At 35.4% G+C, this 17,007-nt stretch carries 12 protein-coding genes; 8 read left to right on the forward strand and 4 right to left on the reverse strand.

Annotated features, from left to right (window positions below; genetic code table 11):
- Positions 1–338: 338 nt before the first annotated feature.
- Complete coding sequence (locus ACOWPH_RS22170) at positions 339–2,276, reverse strand: FAD-dependent oxidoreductase (RefSeq protein WP_015212276.1); 1,938 nt, start codon at positions 2,274–2,276, stop codon at positions 339–341.
- 680 nt (positions 2,277–2,956) lie between these two features.
- On the opposite strand from ACOWPH_RS22170, the gene ACOWPH_RS22175 reads away from it, so the two are divergent.
- Positions 2,957–3,730: an ABC transporter permease gene (locus ACOWPH_RS22175; RefSeq protein ID WP_015212277.1), complete on the forward strand. Its 774-nt coding sequence runs from the start codon at positions 2,957–2,959 to the stop codon at positions 3,728–3,730.
- Between the two features lie 298 nt (positions 3,731–4,028).
- Here ACOWPH_RS22175 and ACOWPH_RS22180 read toward each other — a convergent pair whose 3' ends face one another.
- Complete coding sequence (locus ACOWPH_RS22180; protein WP_015212278.1) at positions 4,029–5,081, reverse strand: hypothetical protein; 1,053 nt, start codon at positions 5,079–5,081, stop codon at positions 4,029–4,031.
- A gap of 422 nt (positions 5,082–5,503) precedes the next feature.
- Between ACOWPH_RS22180 and ACOWPH_RS22185 the strand changes: the two genes are divergently transcribed.
- From ACOWPH_RS22185 to ACOWPH_RS22195, 3 genes are read left to right on the forward strand one after another with little or no spacing between them, the layout of a single operon-like run.
- On the forward strand, positions 5,504–6,607 hold the full coding sequence (locus tag ACOWPH_RS22185; RefSeq protein ID WP_015212279.1) for a polysaccharide pyruvyl transferase family protein: 1,104 nt from the start codon (positions 5,504–5,506) through the stop codon (positions 6,605–6,607).
- Complete coding sequence (locus tag ACOWPH_RS22190) at positions 6,600–7,805, forward strand: hypothetical protein (protein WP_015212280.1); 1,206 nt, start codon at positions 6,600–6,602, stop codon at positions 7,803–7,805. Before ACOWPH_RS22185 ends, ACOWPH_RS22190 begins: the two co-directional genes overlap by 8 nt.
- A gap of 51 nt (positions 7,806–7,856) precedes the next feature.
- Positions 7,857–8,612, forward strand: a complete 756-nt coding sequence (locus ACOWPH_RS22195) for a class I SAM-dependent methyltransferase (protein WP_015212281.1) — start codon at positions 7,857–7,859, stop codon at positions 8,610–8,612.
- 137 nt (positions 8,613–8,749) lie between these two features.
- Here ACOWPH_RS22195 and hpsE (ACOWPH_RS22200) read toward each other — a convergent pair whose 3' ends face one another.
- Both hpsE (ACOWPH_RS22200) and hpsE (ACOWPH_RS22205) read right to left on the reverse strand, forming a co-directional pair.
- Complete coding sequence (gene hpsE / locus ACOWPH_RS22200; protein WP_015212282.1) at positions 8,750–9,688, reverse strand: hormogonium polysaccharide biosynthesis glycosyltransferase HpsE; 939 nt, start codon at positions 9,686–9,688, stop codon at positions 8,750–8,752.
- A 220-nt stretch (positions 9,689–9,908) separates the two neighbouring features.
- Positions 9,909–10,874, reverse strand: a complete 966-nt coding sequence (gene hpsE / locus ACOWPH_RS22205; protein WP_015212283.1) for a hormogonium polysaccharide biosynthesis glycosyltransferase HpsE — start codon at positions 10,872–10,874, stop codon at positions 9,909–9,911.
- Positions 10,875–11,208: 334 nt separating this feature from the next.
- Here hpsE (ACOWPH_RS22205) and ACOWPH_RS22210 point away from each other — a divergent pair, with 334 nt between their 5' ends.
- The 4 genes from ACOWPH_RS22210 (at position 11,209) to ACOWPH_RS22225 (ending at position 16,944) form a co-directional block, all read left to right on the forward strand.
- The gene (locus tag ACOWPH_RS22210; RefSeq protein WP_015212284.1) at positions 11,209–12,105 is read left to right on the forward strand and encodes an ABC transporter ATP-binding protein; all 897 of its coding nucleotides are present in this window, start codon (positions 11,209–11,211) and stop codon (positions 12,103–12,105) included.
- Between the two features lie 42 nt (positions 12,106–12,147).
- Complete coding sequence (locus ACOWPH_RS22215) at positions 12,148–12,537, forward strand: DUF2358 domain-containing protein (protein ID WP_015212285.1); 390 nt, start codon at positions 12,148–12,150, stop codon at positions 12,535–12,537.
- A gap of 107 nt (positions 12,538–12,644) precedes the next feature.
- Positions 12,645–13,832: a TRC40/GET3/ArsA family transport-energizing ATPase gene (locus tag ACOWPH_RS22220; RefSeq protein ID WP_015212286.1), complete on the forward strand. Its 1,188-nt coding sequence runs from the start codon at positions 12,645–12,647 to the stop codon at positions 13,830–13,832.
- A 388-nt stretch (positions 13,833–14,220) separates the two neighbouring features.
- A complete protein-coding gene (locus ACOWPH_RS22225; RefSeq protein ID WP_015212287.1) occupies positions 14,221–16,944 on the forward strand; it encodes a GAF domain-containing protein in 2,724 nt (907 codons plus the stop codon).
- Positions 16,945–17,007: the final 63 nt, after the last annotated feature.

Consider the following 17,007-nt stretch of genomic DNA (forward strand, 5'->3'; position numbering starts at 1 on the left):
GGGGCTACGGTGTACACACAAGTCTTAAAATTTCTACTAGTACTTGGTTTTGTCATCTAGCTTGAGGTGGTGCGATCGCTCTGGATGCCTGTTATTGCGATCTCGTTAGCGTCTCGTAGAGAGGAGGAACGACGAAGCAATCGCAAAAACCACGGGATGATGTGATTACTTCGCTCCGCTCGTAATGACAATTCAAGGTGTCTATAACGCCTAAAACCCTCGCAGATAGTACTTGTGTGTACACCGTAGGCAAGTGATGAGGGGGTTAGCGTTTTGTACCTCACTCAACCGATAATCGCTATCTTTAGTACTTCTCTCATAATGGCAAAAGTTATTGATTAAATTTGTAATAATCCCTCTGGATTTACTGTTAAAAGCGGCCGACGCTGCAAACCTTCACGATGTAAAATTTCATTCGCAGCCAGCAACCCACTACTAACAGCCCGTTCCATTAAACCACAAGGAAAGGGCATTTTTACCCAATCACCAGCGAATAATAAGTTAGTCACATTTGTGCTACTTTCTGGACGATCTGCATAACTATTAGGTGGATATCCAGAGAAGTTATGTTGATTAACTAATTCCTGATGTAGCACTTTTGCTTGTTTTAATTCAGGAACAATATCATAAAGTTCTTGTTCAAAAGTATTTAATAAAGCTTCTTGGTTAGGGAACTCTTTTTCTTTGTAACAATAAGCGTGTAATTCTACCACACTACCACCAGTGCGTTGTGACCAATCAATGAATTGTTTTTGAATACGGTGATAAAGGGTAATGCTGTCAGTTAATCGGTAGCCAGATAAAGAAGTAAAGTTACTATGTTCCCATTCAAAGTCCTGATCAAACCAGAAACGGCACACAGCAAAGGGATCAGCAATACTCAGCTTTTCAATTTGCGATCGCACTTTTTGATCTACATCCCCAGTCATGCGTTTAAATAGTTGTTGTACTCCCGGTACATCAGTCGCTAAAACATAATAATCAGCCGTAATTATCTCTGGTGATGATGACTCTTGATTAACTGCTAATAATTGCAAATTATCATTCTGTCTTTCTACAACTCTAAACTTAGATAAATCTCTTTGAGCAGGGCCTTTCACTACTTTACCTTCAGATGTAAATACAGCACCATGACAAGGACAATGAAATTGACCATCTGTTGCTATTTGTACAGTACAACCTTGATGGGTACAAGTGAGAGAAATAGCTTCCTGACTACCATTTAGGCAAGCAAATACTTCATCAGCCGCACCAAAATATTCTATTTTACTATCACTAACAATAGAGTTGCGCTTTACCCAAAAAGGGACATTATTATTATTGTTGCCTACATAATATTTAATTTCTGCAATTTGATTGTTATTAGCAACTATTTCACTCACAGTTGCACCTGTGATAATTTTACCTTGTTGCTGAATTGCTTGAGCGATAGGTTGGACTAAACTTGTCCCCATATCGTCTTTTGTCCCATTAAAAGCCAGTCCTTCAGGATTGCCAAAAAAGTAAAAATGGAAGAACTGCATCAATTCTCCTACACTCATGGTATCAGGTGCATTTAAACTAGATTTGGCAAAAGGTAAAAAATATAAATCATATAAACCTTGGGGAAATTCTGTTTTTACCCAATCAGCAACAGAAAGATGATCAAAACGCCGATAATTTTTTTCTCGCTGGAAACCTGTAATCGCCTGAAAGACTTGTAAATGCTTGATTTTAGTGAGGTTGATACCCCATTTTAAGCGATTGGGAGATGCGATCGCTAAATCTATAATATTCCAAGGAAAAGCAGAACTACTAGGGCGAAAAACTTCTGGTTGATATTGGGAACCTCGGTAAACAACCGAATAATAATTTAATGACTGAAAATTATCCTTAACCCCCAGTTCAGATACAACATTATTTAGGTTATAATACTGAGGAAAAAAGCCATGAAACCCATGTTCCATCATGAAAGTTTCACCAGCAGCTTTTATCTGCCAACTAGCAATTTTACCCCCTAGTTGGGGAGACTTTTCTAAAAGTGTAACTGCAAATCCCCTCCGAACTAATTCATAAGCACAAGCTAAACCTGCTAACCCGCCTCCAATTACAACGACGCTTTTATTACTATTTAAACTCTGGGGTAAATTGAGTGTATCTGGCTGAAAAATAGACGGTTTTGGCTTACTAAAACGTGAGTATCCTGTTGCTCCAACAATAGTACTTACACCAAATAACTTCAGCAGTGTACGACGAGAAATAGTAGATGATTCTGGTAAGTTAAATATCTGGCTCATTGGTTATGTAATCAACTTTTGACGATGCACAATAGAGTAAAATCAAAGATATAAATGGGCAGATTTTTTTAGTCAGCCTTAAGGGATGTATTTTGACAGAATTTCAGAAATTGTCAAGAGTTAATTGGATAAAGTGGGCATATTACGCACTCATCAAAACAAGTTTCGTGATCTGACAGCAGATCAAGCTGCAAGATTTGCACCCATAAATTACAATATTACTTGACAGTGTAATACATTATTTAATAATTGGCTACTAGGTGTGTAAAATACTTGGGATATTATATAATTCAATTTGAGGCAATTTGGCATACATCAATCAAATCTAAGAGAATGTTTGAAAACTTTTTCGTGTGGGATCTCACACTTATAGATCCCCCTAAATCCCCCTTAAAAAAGGGGACTTTGAAGAATTTAGCCCCCCTTAAAAAGGGGGGTTGGGGGGATCTCAACCAATTCTGATATTTTTCAAACATCCTCTAAGCAACAGTTAAAGATAATAGAACTTACATAAGTATCACATTTAATATCTCTTGTAGGGTATATCAGACCTATAAATTTTTTATGATCAAAAGATTCTGGCATCTGATGCACTATACTAATATGCCAATTGCATAAAACCTAGATAATTTTGATGAATTTTAAGAATTGCTTAAACTACTATAAATCAACTAATCAAGATGAAATATTGGCGTGAAACTATAGCTGTCACTCAGCGCATCTTAATTGAACTATTGCGCCGTAGACGCAGCTTAATTTTTTGGAGTATTTTTCCAATTTCTATTTTAATTCTCAACGGATTTATTTTGGCAGAACGGGCAAAACTGACAATGGCTGTAGCTTTTGAAAATGCTGCACCTTCGACCTTGGTAGGCGCAGCACTGTTTTTTAGTTGTTTAGGTGGGAGTGTGGCTACTGTAGTTGCAGAACGAGAACAGCAAACCCTAAAACGCTTGTTTATTTCTCCTTTAAGTGGCACATCTTATTTTTTAGGAATTTTTCTTGCTCATAGCTGCATTGGTATCGGACAAACGCTGTTAGTTTATACCATAGCTGCTTTTTGGGGTGCGACATTTAAAGGTTCTATTTTATTAGGAATTATCATAATTTTATTAAGTATCATTGCTTATGTTGGCTTAGGATTTATTTTGGGTACACAATTAGCTCGACGCATTGAAGATGTTAATGCTTTGGTAGCTGCTTTTGGAGTGCCTTTATTAATTTTAGGTGGGGCATTTTTACCAACTTCATTATTTCCCCAAACTCTGTTAAACATTGCCAAATATAACCCGATATATCACATGAATGAAGCTCTATTAGGAGTTTCAGCCAATGGAGATAAAATTGGCGATATTACATCACATTTTTGGTTTTTATTTGTGTTTGCAATGATGATGTTAGGTTGTGGATGGTTATCTTATCGACGGATGTTGATGGTAGAAAGAAGACTTTAAATTAGTTATGGCGGTTCTCGGTTGAGTAAGATACAAGAACCCCACCCCCAACCCCCTCCCCGCAAGCGATGAGGGGGCTATAATGTATTTCATTCAAATGCATACCGCTATATTAAGGGACTTCCAAATAAAAAAATGTACAAAAATTTCTTGTGGTGCAGGACGAAAAGCCCGCAAATTATCAAGGACGGGCAGGATGCCCATCCCACAAGATTGGATAATTTATTTTCTGGTGTTCCCTAAGCAGTTCCCTGATTTCTTTGAAAAATTGGGGATCTATCTGTATCTATCAGAAAAATTATAAATTGGGCAAAAGTAATTGGGCAATATATTCTGCATTTCTTTTTTCTCGCCAAATCCAATGATTATCCTGACCTTTTTCTCGAATATGAATAATTGCTTCCTCAATCACTTGGTCTAAATTATCTAAACTAGAATAGGATGAACCTATAGAAACTGGCCAGGTAATTTGATGATTAATCACGGGATAATTTGGGGCAATGATATAACATCCACAAGATCCTGCGTCACTTATCACCCCACTAGCTCGATAATAATAACGTTCTTGATCAAAATCAGTAACTAAGATATCTAATTGTTGTAATGCTTGCAAATAATCTTCGTCTTTCGTGGTATCAATAAAAGTAATATCTGAACAATTTTCTAGATATTTGGGTTTTTGATTAATAGGTGTACCAATAACTAATTCTAGTTGCTGGGAATGTTGAGAAACGTAATATCGGACTTTTTCTAAAATCTTATTAACAGGCTTATCTTCCCGAATAATTCCTATAATACCAATTTTAATTTTCTCGTCAGCTTTAAATCTTTTTCCTGATGGTAATTTCGGGGTAGCTTCACTGATTATAGGATGGGGAATAACAATTTTAGAAGATACGCTAAATTTAAACTTGTCGCTAACATAATCATCATCTAATTCTAAAAGAATTACTTTAAATTTAGAATTGAATTCTATAAATTTTTTGAGATAAACAAATCCCCAATATTTTATTTTATTTTCTTGGGCAAATAACTGATTACCATGAATACCTAAAAATACTTTTTTTCCTGTTGATACCAACATAGGTAACAGGGTTAAAAGATGTTGATTATAAATCTCCATGACATAAATACTATCAACATCTTTGAGGGATAAAGCTTGTAATCCCATTGAAAAATGTCGATATTCACGCCGTAATTGTAATCCTACAGAATAACTAGGAATCGCTTGAGTGAATTTTTTAAACCATTCAGGAATAGGTCTTTCTATAGAGACAAATCCGATTTTATGATTAGACAAATACTGATTAATCAATAATAGCTCTCTGAGTCCCTTATGAAAAATTTCCATATTATGTTAATATCCTTTTCAGCTTTATAATTTTTACGGGTTTTACTAAAAGCCACGTTAACACGTCAGCAATTCTTAATTCAAGATTTAAAGAGTATCTTTTCTTTTAATACGCTTAGAGATTATTGACTATATTCTCAATAATTAGTCGGCTGTACTGATTTTTTCGCATTATTTCCAGGAATGAATAATTTTACCTACATTGACCTATTGACATCTAAGATTTCTAGTATGTATATATAAGTATATTAGTAATATTCCTGAGTGTCTATGTATTTATTCTTGCTGAAATTTATTTCTAAGATATTACTATTAGAGGACTCCACAAAAAGAAATGCCCAATGTCATCTGGGAATAATTAATCTTGATTTTTGAATATCTCAAGTTTGGAAAAATATTACATTATAAACAGAAAGGTAGTCATGACAAATATCACACCACAGTCAATTAAAGAAGAATTACACAAAGCTTTAGGCCAATTAGATAGTTTTGAATCATGTGCATTGCTGAACTATCCGGATTATTTAAATTTTGGAGATCATTTGATCTGGCTAGGGACTGTAATATACCTAACTGATGTACTAAAAACAAAAATTAAATACGCTTCTAGCATCGCAGATTTTTCTCCAACAATAATGGAAGACAAAATTGGCAAAGCGCCCATATTCCTTCAGGGAGGAGGTAATTTAGGAGATCTGTGGCGTGTTGATCAGCAGTTTCGAGAACAGATTATTGCTAAGTATCAAGATCGTCCCATTATTATTTTGCCACAAAGTATTTTCTTTGCCAAGCTAGATAATCTCCAAAAAACAGCAAATATCTTTAATTCTCATCCTAATTTAACTATATTTGTCCGTGATGATCGTAGCTATAAAATTGCAGAAGAATCTTTTAATAAATGCCGAGTTATTAAATCCCCCGACATGGCTTTTCAATTGCTAAATTTACCAGGTATATCTACTAATCATAATTCAAAATCATCAATTCTTTATCACTGTAGAAAAGACAAAGAATTAAATCCAGAATTTTCGATAGATACTGTAAAAATTCCTAATTTAGTCGTACAAGATTGGGTTTCTTTTGAATGGGTGTTAGGAGTTCGCCACAGAGGTATAAAACGTTTCGCCACACAAGCGGTAAGAGAAGTTTGGCAAAGGGGATTGATGACTCCAGTTGAGTGGATATATCGGCAAAAATGGCAATATTTTTATTCTAATACAGATAAATTTAATCAGATGTATAATCCTTTTATGCACAAACTTTTATGGAGTTTTCTGCACAGTGGAATTTATCAATTACAGCAACATCAACTAGTGATTACAAATCGTTTGCATGGACATATTCTCTGCATTCTCTTAGGCATTCCTCATGTTTTTCTACCTAATGCTTATTATAAGAATGAATCTTTCTATGAAACATGGACAAAAAATGTCTCATTTTGTAGATTTGTGAAAGATATTAACCAAATTGAATCGGTGGTAAAAGAACTATTAGAGATAAGTAAATCAGGTAAAATAAATGTCTAAAACTCATCTTTGGCAGGAAGAAATGACAGAAGCTGAAGGATCAATTACTATCAGCATCACTATTGAAAATCATCAAAAAACTCGTACTCGTCTTTGGTATCGTCTTCCTTATGAATGTAGAGAATTAGTTACCAATAGTTGTGATCCTTTTGTTGTGGCAACTATTTTAATGGCAATGAACCAGTCCACTGATTTAATTGTACATGGGGAAGTTTCTCCATCTTTGCTGCAAAATTTGACAGAATTTCAAGCAGCTTGGAATTCTTGGCTTCCGAATAATTATAGCTTAATTAACATTATTGCAGACGTTGAAAAAGAACAAATTAATAACCAATCATCAGATCAAGTAATTGCGGCATTTTCTGGTGGAGTTGACAGTTGTTTTACAATGTTCCGTCATCGTACAGGCAGTTGTGGAAGATGGCAACGCAACTTAACAGCAGGTTTAATGGTGCATGGTTTTGATATTCCCTTAAGTCAGAAAGAAATATTTGACAGTACAGCCCAAAGATCCAAGATTATGCTATCCAGTTTAGGAGTAGAATTGATTCCCTTAGCTACTAATTTTCGCCAAGTTATTAAAGTTAAATGGACAGATACCTTTGCAACTGCGCTGGGGTCTTGTGTAAGATTATTACAACGTGGTTTTCAAGCGAGTTTAATTCCCAGTTCATTTCCTTATAATGCACTTTCTTTTCCCTATGGTTCTAACCCAGTTACAGACAACTTGCTCTCAAGTAATACCTTTAAAATTATTCATGATGGTGCAGCTTTTAGCCGCTTAGATAAAATTCGAGAAATTGTTAATTGGCCAGAAGCTTTGGAACACATCAGAGTTTGTTGGCAAGGATCTCAAAAAGATCGAAATTGTTGTTGTTGTGAAAAATGCGTTCGGACTATCCTTAATTTTCGGATTTTAGGCATAGATTTACCACCATGTTTTGAACAAGATGTTACAGATAATCAGATATTAAGACTTCAAGTAGAAGCAGGAGGACAACTAGATGCACTAGAACGCACTCTAAAAGCAGCAAAAAAAGCTGGTATTTCTAAATCCTGGGTAAATGCAACAGAAATATGTATCAAGCGTAGTCAAATAGAAAATACATTAAAAAATAATTTATCCCCTACTCTTAAAAAGAGATTAGTTCAACTCAGAACACTAATATCTAAAAAAGAATTTATTGACATAAGATAAATTATTTCAAAACTGTATTAAATTACAAACAAAAATAAAGGTTTTTAAGTAATGTTTGAAGATTACAAAGATATATTTAACCAGAGAGCTAGATATTATCATCAAGCTATGATAGATTTTCCATTGGCTAGAGAAGAGGAATTTTATCATGTACTTAACATAGCTGATATCTCCCAGGGAAATATAATTTGCGATATTCCAGCAGGTGGTGGTTATTTAAATAATTTTATTCAATATGAAAACAAAATAATTTCTGTAGAAACTTCAATCGAGTTTCTCAGTTTTTATGGAAATAAAGGTATTAATCAAACCATTATTTGCAATAGTATGAATGAAATTCCTTTACAATCAACAAGTATTGATAGAGTAATCAGCTTGGCAGCTTTGCACCATGTGAGTAACAAAAAAGCTTTTTATCAAGAGTCATTACGTTTACTAAAAGACAAAGGTATACTCTGTATTGCTGATGTTTTTACAGGAACAGGTGTGGCTGATTTTTTAAATATCTTTGTTGACAAATATAATCCGATGGGACATAAAGGAGATTTTTTAAATGAAACTACTAAAGCTGATTTAGAGTCTCTTAGTTTTCAAGTTTTATCCGCTGCACAGATTGGATTTAACTGGAAATTTGACTCTCTAGAAAATATGGTTCGCTTTTGCAAATTATTATTTTATATCAACGATGCTAATGATAGACAGATATTAAAAGGAATACAAAAATATTTAGGTTACAAAGTAGTAGACAATCAATATTGTTTGCCATGGGAATTATTTTTCTTAAAAGCTAGGAAAATAACAGGTTAATCTAATTTTTATTAGAAAAAATGTTAATGTTAATTTCCTACAGCAGTTTGCGTAGTTAGGAGGTACAAAATCTAAATTGGAACCTATACATGAAGCCAGTTTTACTCCTGACTCCTGAATTCTACTGTATATGTCTTCTATTGTTTAACTGATTGTTGCCAATGATAAAAGGGACTCAGAGCAATACTTATAAGCAGTTCCATTTCTACAATTGCCACGATATCTGTTTTTAAGGAATTTCTGTTTTTAATATAAAAACCAATTGCTTTACTGAAATCACTAATCATGTATATTGAACTTATTATTGGTCTTTGCCAAGGTTGATAATTCAGCATTCTATAATAATATCGACATATCCCATTTTGATGGAAAAAGTTTCTTAAATATTCCTTCTCAAATCTTGATTTAGGAATCAAATGATCTAATTGCATTTCAGGATTGAACCATAGCTGCCAATTTTTTTGCCAAATATAATTTAACATCTCCAAATCTTCATTTGTTTGTGGCAACAAAGGATGTTCAGGAATACTTTCTAACCAGGCTTTTTTACGAATGACTATTCCTGCACCTGGAGGAAACATTCTTTTTTTAGTTGATTGATATTTTTCGTTATAGCAATAAGTTTGATTGCCTTTTATAATTGCGAAAAAGCGAGCTATTCTTTCAAATCCCGGAGGAGGTTCAACTTCAAATTTCCCATGAATTTGTCCCCCATAAGCACCAGCATTTTCATGAGTTTGACCAAATTTATAAGCCTCTGCTACCCAGTTAGAATAGGGTAAATTGTCATCATCCAGAAATCCGATTAAATCACTTTTCGCTGCTCGAATAGCACATCTTCGAGCAAAAGCGAGTCCTTGTTTAGCTTCAAAGCAATATTTAAGAGGATAAATTTCACTCCAATTAGATAGTTGCTGTTGTACTACTTCGGCTGTGTTATCAGTGCTATTGTTGTCAATAATCAGTATTTCCCAGGAAATTTCCTCTGTCCCAACTTGCGATCGCAATTTCTCTAGAACATCTAATATGCGATTTTCTCCGTTATAGGTACAGATAGCCACTGTAAAATCAACCATAAGCTTTTGGTGGTGTCAATTTTGTGAATTAATCTGCTCTGAACGCGCTAGTATCTTGATTATAAAATTCGGGCTAATACGTAATTATTCTTAGTCATATCGCACAAAATGCTACTTAGTAAACATTAATAATTTTTTCTCTTGTGAGCAATCTGGGATTAAGTTAGAGGCGTATAATACGAATGCAATATTTTGTCTTTTGAGAAAAACCACACCTGTATTAATTATGAAATATCTTTTTTTTCCAATGGTAAAAAGGACTGATAAAAATACTTATGAGAAGTTCCATTTCTCCAGCAGCAACTATATCGGTCTTAATAACACTGCTGTATTTAATCAAGTGAAGCATTATTTTTAGTACGTCATTTACCATGTAGGCAGGTAAAACAAAAAAAAATTGCCAAGGTTTATAGGCAATCATTCTCGTCTGGTATCGACTTAACCCTACTCCTTTAAAAAATTTGATTATATAACCCCTTTCAAAACGAGACTTGGGAATTTTGTGATTAATATTCATGTCTTTATTAAACCAAAGTTCCCAACCAGCATAGAAAATATATGATAACATTTCTACATCTTCAGACTTTGTTAATAAAGAGTTACCAGATACTCCAGTAATCTGTTGACGTTCAGGAACACTTTCTAGCCAAGCTTGTTTACGAATGACAATTCCTGCTCCGGGAGGAAACATTCTTTTTTTAGTTGATTGATATTTTTCGTTATAGCAATAGGTTTTATTTCCTTCTAAAATAGCAAAATATCGGGCAATTCTTCCAAATCCTGGAGGGGGTTCAACTTCAAATTTTCCATGAATTTGTCCCCCATAAGCACCAGCATTTTCATGAGTTTGACCAAATTTATAAGCCTCTGCTACCCAGTTAGGATAGGGTAAATTATCATCATCTAGAAATCCGATTAAATCACTTTTTGCTTCTCGGATAGCGCATCTGCGAGCAAAAGCGAGTCCTTGTTCAGCTTCAAAATAATATTCAAGAGGGTAAATTTCACTCCAATTAGATACTTGTTGTTGTACTATCTTGGCAGTGTTATCAGTGCTATTGTTGTCAATAATCAGAATTTCCCAGGAAATTTCCTCTGTCCCAACTTGCGATCGCAATTTCTCTAGGACATCTAATATGCGATTCTCTCCGTTATAGGTACAGATAGCCACTGTAAAATCAACCATAAGCCTTCGGTGGTGTCAATTTTGTGAATTAATCTGCCATGAATGCGCTAGTGTCTTGATTATAAAATTTAGGGTGATGCGTAATTATCCTTAGTCATATCACACAAAATTCTATTTGGCAATCTGTATACTTATATATATTTCGCTAATGCTACATGGCAGGGGGAATTCATAATCAGGCGAATAGTTACAATATCAGTATTAATAATGTGCTTAATCACTTTTTTATGTCACTTGACTTTCTCTCGAAAAAACTCTTTTATTGTATTTTTAAGCAATTTTATCAGAAAATCAAGCTTACATTCACAAAACCTAAAATTTATGAAGTGGACATATGCTGAAAATTAAAAACTTAAATAAGTCTTACAAAAGTAGAAAAGTTCTCCAGGATTTGCAACTACATATTGACTCAGGGGAAATTTACGGCTTATTAGGTGCAAATGGAGCCGGTAAAACTACAACAATCAATATTATTTGTAATCTCCTCACTACAGACAGCGGTGATGTTACAATTAATAACCAATCTGTTTCCGAAGCAACCAAAAAATTAATTGGGATTGCACCTCAAGAAAATCTGTTGTATAAAACTCTATCTTGTGAAGAGAATCTCAATTTTTTTGCTGCTATTTATGGTTTAGATAGTCAAACACGCCAGAAACAAGTAAAAGCAACTCTCACTGCTGTTAACTTATTAGATAGAGCCAAAAGTCCCGTAGAAACTCTTAGCGGTGGAATGCAAAGAAGGTTAAATATTGCTGTTGCTTTAGTACATCAGCCGCAGTTAGTAATTCTTGATGAACCAACTACCGGCTTAGATATTGAAGCAAGATATGAAGTTTGGGAATTAATTCGCCAACTTAAAAATCAAGGAATGACGGTTTTATTAACAACACATTTATTAGATGAAGCGGAAAGACTTTGTAATAGAATTGGGATTTTGCAAAATGGTAGAATTTTAGCTGAGGGTAGTTTATGTGAGTTAAAAACCTTAATTCCGGCTCAGGAAATTATCGTGTTACAAACTACACAAGAAGAAGAAGCGATCGCACTAGCTGATAAATATGGCTTTACAACTCGGCGTTATGGGAGCGATTTAGCTTTTTGGTTGCCAGAAACGCTAGAATTAAAAGAGATCATTGCCAAATTTGACGGTATACCCATTGATTCAATTTCACGTCAGCCTGTGCGGTTAGAGCATATTTATGTAGAAGTAACTCAAGGTGATAGGTGACGTAGGAGTAATTTTGAATTGTTATATTGCCAATTTCTCATTATGGACATTATTGAAATTCTCAAAGCTGACTATCAAAGATTTCCAATCAATCAAACTTACAGTATTTATGCGCCAGATGTTTATTTTCAAGATCCTGTTTTTAAATTTCGTGGTTTAGAACTTTATAAATGGATGATTAAATTTATCCAAACCTTTTTTCTCAATCTAAAAATGGATTTGCATAACATTCAACGCCAAGAAGACACAATTAAAAGCGAGTGGACACTTAGTTGGAATTCCCCTCTACCTTGGAAACCCCGAATTTCCATATCTGGTTGGAGTGAACTACGTCTCAATGCCGATAGTTTGATAATTTCTCATATTGATTATTGGCATGGTTCCCGATTAGATGTTTTAAAGCAACACCTATTTTCCTTAAACAAAGGTTGATATTCACAGACTCGCCATTAGTGAAAAACTGAAACTCAAGGGTTTTCAGTCTACTCTCTTATAATGTAAATAAATGTAAACAAAATTAAAGCAGGACAGAATTATCCATGCGTGTAATTTTAATGACAGGTAAAGGTGGCGTGGGTAAAACCTCAGTCGCTGCCGCAACTGGGCTTCGTTGTGCAGAACTCGGCTACCGGACACTAGTTTTAAGTACAGATCCTGCTCACTCTCTGGCAGACAGCTTTGATATAGAATTGGGGCATGATGCTCGACAAGTACGTCCCAATTTGTGGGGTGCAGAACTCGACGCGTTGCAAGAATTAGAAGGTAATTGGGGTGCTGTAAAACGTTACATTACCCAAGTTTTGCAAGCACGGGGTTTAGACGGGATACAGGCGGAAGAATTGGCGATTTTACCAGGCATGGACGAGATTTTCGGCTTGGTAAGGATGAAACGTCACTATGATGAAGGGGAATTTGACGTTTTGATAATTGATTCTGCCCCTACCGGTACTGCACTACGTCTGTTAAGTTTACCAGAAGTTGGCGGCTGGTATATGCGACGTTTTTACAAACCTTTTCAAAACATCTCTGTCGCACTTCGACCTCTGGTTGAACCTATTTTTAGACCAATTGCTGGTTTTTCTTTACCAGATAGAGAAGTGATGGATGCGCCTTATGAATTTTATGAACAAATAGAGGCACTGGAAAAAGTATTAACTGATAATACTCAAACCTCAGTCCGTCTGGTCACCAACCCAGAAAAAATGGTGATTAAAGAATCTCTCCGCGCCCATGCTTATCTCAGTTTATATAATGTAGCGACAGATTTAATTGTAGCTAATCGCATTATTCCCCAAGAAGTTAAAGATCCATTTTTCCAACGTTGGAAAGAGAATCAAGAACAATACCGCCAAGAAATTCATGATAACTTTCACCCTTTACCTGTGAAAGAAGTACCTCTTTATTCTGAAGAAATGTGCGGTTTGGCAGCATTAGAGAGACTCAAGGAAACTCTTTACCCAGATGAAGATCCAACTCAGATTTATTACAAAGAAACAACTATTAGAGTTGTACAAGAGAATAATCAATACAGCTTAGAGCTTTATTTACCTGGCATTCCTAAAAATCAAGTTCAACTAAGTAAAAGTGGCGATGAATTAAATATTACTATTGGTAATCATCGCCGTAATTTGGTTTTACCACAGGCTTTAGCAGCGCTGCAACCATCAGGTGCAAAGATGGAAGATGATTATCTAAAAATCCGCTTTTCTGAAATTGTAAAGGTGTAGGCGACAGGCTTCCACGGTGAGCGTCAGCGGTTCAAGTGAGGGGCGCTAGGCGAACTCCGAACGGTGACAGGTGAAAAAAAAGCTATCAATTATCGGTGGCAACAGGTAAAAGTTTTTACTTTTTGTGAAAGTAATCTGCCGGATGCACAATTTTGAATTGTTTTGATCACCTGTTACCTTTTAAGAGTTATCTGACTATAATTTTGCGTAAATTTATCATCAACTTCATGATTTTTGCTTCCAGTTAGTATGTGACCGTATACTTACGTAGATAAAGCTTACAGGGAAACCTTTAAATATTATTAAGCTCAAGAATCGACTATAGTAAGATATTAATTATTGTATAAAAAAGATGGTTTCTATCCCTCCACTAAACCAGAGGACAGATATGTCTCAAGAAACCTTACTGCGTCGGATTACAAATTGCATCCGGCAGTCCTTAGAGTTGAAAGATATTATCACAGCTACAACAGCGGAAGTTCAGTCTTTACTTGGGACTGAGCGAGTCATGATTTACAAATTTCATGCTGATGGCAGTGGTCAGGTAATTGCTGAATCCATTTATGAAAATCGGATACCATCCTTATTAGGGTTGAATTTCCCTGCTGATGACATTCCGCTTGATGCGCGTGAAATGTTTATTAAGTCGCGGGTGCGTTCTGTAGTGAACGTTGATTCTAGACAGATTAGTCAAAGTCCTCAGCGTGATTTAGAAACGGGGGAAATTATCTCTGAAGAGATTCTGTACCGTTCAGTAGATCCATGTCATGTGGAATATTTAACGGCTATGGGGGTTAAGTCTTCTGTCGTTGCACCGATTATTTATGAAGATCGACTGTGGGGATTGTTAGTATCTCATCATTCTGAAGCCCGTGATGTAGCGGAACATGAACTAGAAGCGATGCAGATGGTGGTAGAACAGTTGTCCGTAGCGATCGCACAAAGTCATCTCCTCACCCAAGCTCGTGCCAAAGCCGAACGAGAAGCTATAATTAACCGCATCGCTACCCTCCTCCATTCACTACCTACGATAGTTTTACAGCCAGCCTTAGAAGCCACAGTTGCCGCTTTTAATGGTGTTGGGGGTAGGTTATGCATCAGACATAATGCCTTTGACTTTCAACATAGCAGCTTTCAATCTTTAGCAAAATGTTTAGTTCCTGGGAGCAATTGTTTCCAGCTTTATGTATGCGGACAGCAACCTGTTATTTCTGAACAAAATATATATCCACTGTTAGAGCAATATAGCGTCTGGCAGGAACATTACAAATCTGGTCAATACAACATTTGGGCAATTCCTGATATCTATCAAGATTCTAATTTACGCATTGTCCAACTTGCTTTTAAACCCACAAAAATCCGCAGCATTTTAATGATTCCCCTCCACTATCGACAAGAATTAGTGGGTTATTTAAGCATTTTTCGCAACGAAATAGATACAGAAACCCTTTGGGCTGGTAAATTTGATCCAGACAACAGACAACTTTATCCTCGTCTATCTTTTGACTTGTGGAGCGAATCTAAACAAGGACAAGCTCAAAAATGGACAGATGAAGAAATTGAACTAGCTAGAGAAATTAGCAACCATTTTGCTTCTGCCATTCAGCAATATGAACTTTACCAACAGGTGCAAAGTTTTAATGAAAATTTAGAAAAACAAGTCCATAAGCGGACATTAGAAATGCAAAGGACTGCCGAACAACAACAAGCTGTATTTGGAGTCATTAACAAAATTCGCCAATCTCTTGATACTGATGCAATCTTTAAAACTACCACAAAAGAAGTTTGTCAATTAATCAAATCAGATCGTGTTTCGGTTTATAAATTCAGTGCTGATTGGGGTGGGGAATTTGTTGGTGATTTTGAAGCTGCTAGTCCCAACTGGTTCAATGAATCTAAACTTGGTATCAATACAATTTGGAATGATACTTATTTACAAGACACTGAAGGAGGAAGATACCGCTTTAATGAAACCTTTGCCGTAGATGATATTTACCAAATGGGATTTACTCCCTGTCATGTGGATAATCTAGAACAGTTTCAAATTCATGCATTTGTATTAGCTCCTATTTTAATTAGAAAAAAACTCTGGGGGTTACTTTGCACTTACCAACACACCGGGCCGCGTCAATGGAAAACCTCTGAAGTGAATTTTATTAGTCAGATCGCAGCGCAACTTGGGATAGCAATTCAACAAGCTGAATTATTGTTAAAAACTCAGCAACAAGCAGAACAACTCACACAAACACTGAATGAACTACAAGCTACTCAAACTCAACTTATTCAAACTGAAAAAATGTCTTCTTTAGGGCAACTTGTGGCAGGTGTAGCCCATGAAATTAATAATCCAGTTAACTTTATTTCTGGCAACCTCATTCATATCAATCAATATGCTGAAGACTTACTGAGTATGCTCAATCTCTATCAGCAAGAATGCCCACAACCAAGTGAAGATATTTTAGAACTGGCAGAAGAATTAGACTTAGAATTTTTGATCAAAGATTTACCTAAAAGTTTATATTCCATGAAAATTGGAGTTGAGCGCATTCGGCAAATCGTCTTATCTTTGCGAAATTTCTCGCGACTTGATGAATCTGAAATGAAGGAAGTTAATATCCATGATGGCATTGATAGTACTTTGCTGATTTTGCAGCATCGTTTAAAAGCTAGACCTGAATTTCCTTGTATTAAAATAATTAAAGAATATAGTGATTTACCGTTAATAGAGTGTTATGCTGGGCAACTAAATCAAGTATTTATGAATATTTTGAGTAATGCGATTGATGCCTTAGAAAGTTACAAAATATCCACCGCAGAAACTCCCACAGTATGGAACATTACTATTTCTACTACTATTAAAGAAGTAAATAGCGATCTTAAAAATGTATTAATTAGAATTAGTGACAATGGACCAGGAATGCCAGAAACTGTCAGGGCAAGAATATTTGACCCATTTTTCACTACTAAGCCAGTAGGTAAAGGGACTGGCTTGGGGTTATCAATTAGCTATCAAATTGTGGTGGAAAAACACGGTGGTTTGTTGAAATGTAATTCGCAACCAGATAGGGGTACAGAATTCTTGATTGAAATTCCAATTAAACATTTGGTGTAAGACTTTAGAAGTCAGGAGTCAGAATATTCCTCGTTCCCATACTCTGTATGGGAATGAATTTCA

Origin of the sequence: Anabaena sp. PCC 7938 (assembly GCF_049315035.1) — a bacterium.
Taxonomy (GTDB): domain Bacteria; phylum Cyanobacteriota; class Cyanobacteriia; order Cyanobacteriales; family Nostocaceae; genus Anabaena; species Anabaena cylindrica.

Coding starts and splice junctions, on each gene's coding strand:
- ACOWPH_RS22170 (WP_015212276.1), bottom strand. CDS start 2,276: ATGAGCCAGATATTTAACTTACCAGAATCATCTACTATTTCTCGTCGT.
- ACOWPH_RS22175 (WP_015212277.1), top strand. CDS start 2,957: ATGAAATATTGGCGTGAAACTATAGCTGTCACTCAGCGCATCTTAATT.
- ACOWPH_RS22180 (WP_015212278.1), bottom strand. CDS start 5,081: ATGGAAATTTTTCATAAGGGACTCAGAGAGCTATTATTGATTAATCAG.
- ACOWPH_RS22185 (WP_015212279.1), top strand. CDS start 5,504: ATGACAAATATCACACCACAGTCAATTAAAGAAGAATTACACAAAGCT.
- ACOWPH_RS22190 (WP_015212280.1), top strand. CDS start 6,600: ATGTCTAAAACTCATCTTTGGCAGGAAGAAATGACAGAAGCTGAAGGA.
- ACOWPH_RS22195 (WP_015212281.1), top strand. CDS start 7,857: ATGTTTGAAGATTACAAAGATATATTTAACCAGAGAGCTAGATATTAT.
- hpsE (WP_015212282.1), bottom strand. CDS start 9,688: ATGGTTGATTTTACAGTGGCTATCTGTACCTATAACGGAGAAAATCGC.
- hpsE (WP_015212283.1), bottom strand. CDS start 10,874: ATGGTTGATTTTACAGTGGCTATCTGTACCTATAACGGAGAGAATCGC.
- ACOWPH_RS22210 (WP_015212284.1), top strand. CDS start 11,209: ATGCTGAAAATTAAAAACTTAAATAAGTCTTACAAAAGTAGAAAAGTT.
- ACOWPH_RS22215 (WP_015212285.1), top strand. CDS start 12,148: ATGGACATTATTGAAATTCTCAAAGCTGACTATCAAAGATTTCCAATC.
- ACOWPH_RS22220 (WP_015212286.1), top strand. CDS start 12,645: ATGCGTGTAATTTTAATGACAGGTAAAGGTGGCGTGGGTAAAACCTCA.
- ACOWPH_RS22225 (WP_015212287.1), top strand. CDS start 14,221: ATGTCTCAAGAAACCTTACTGCGTCGGATTACAAATTGCATCCGGCAG.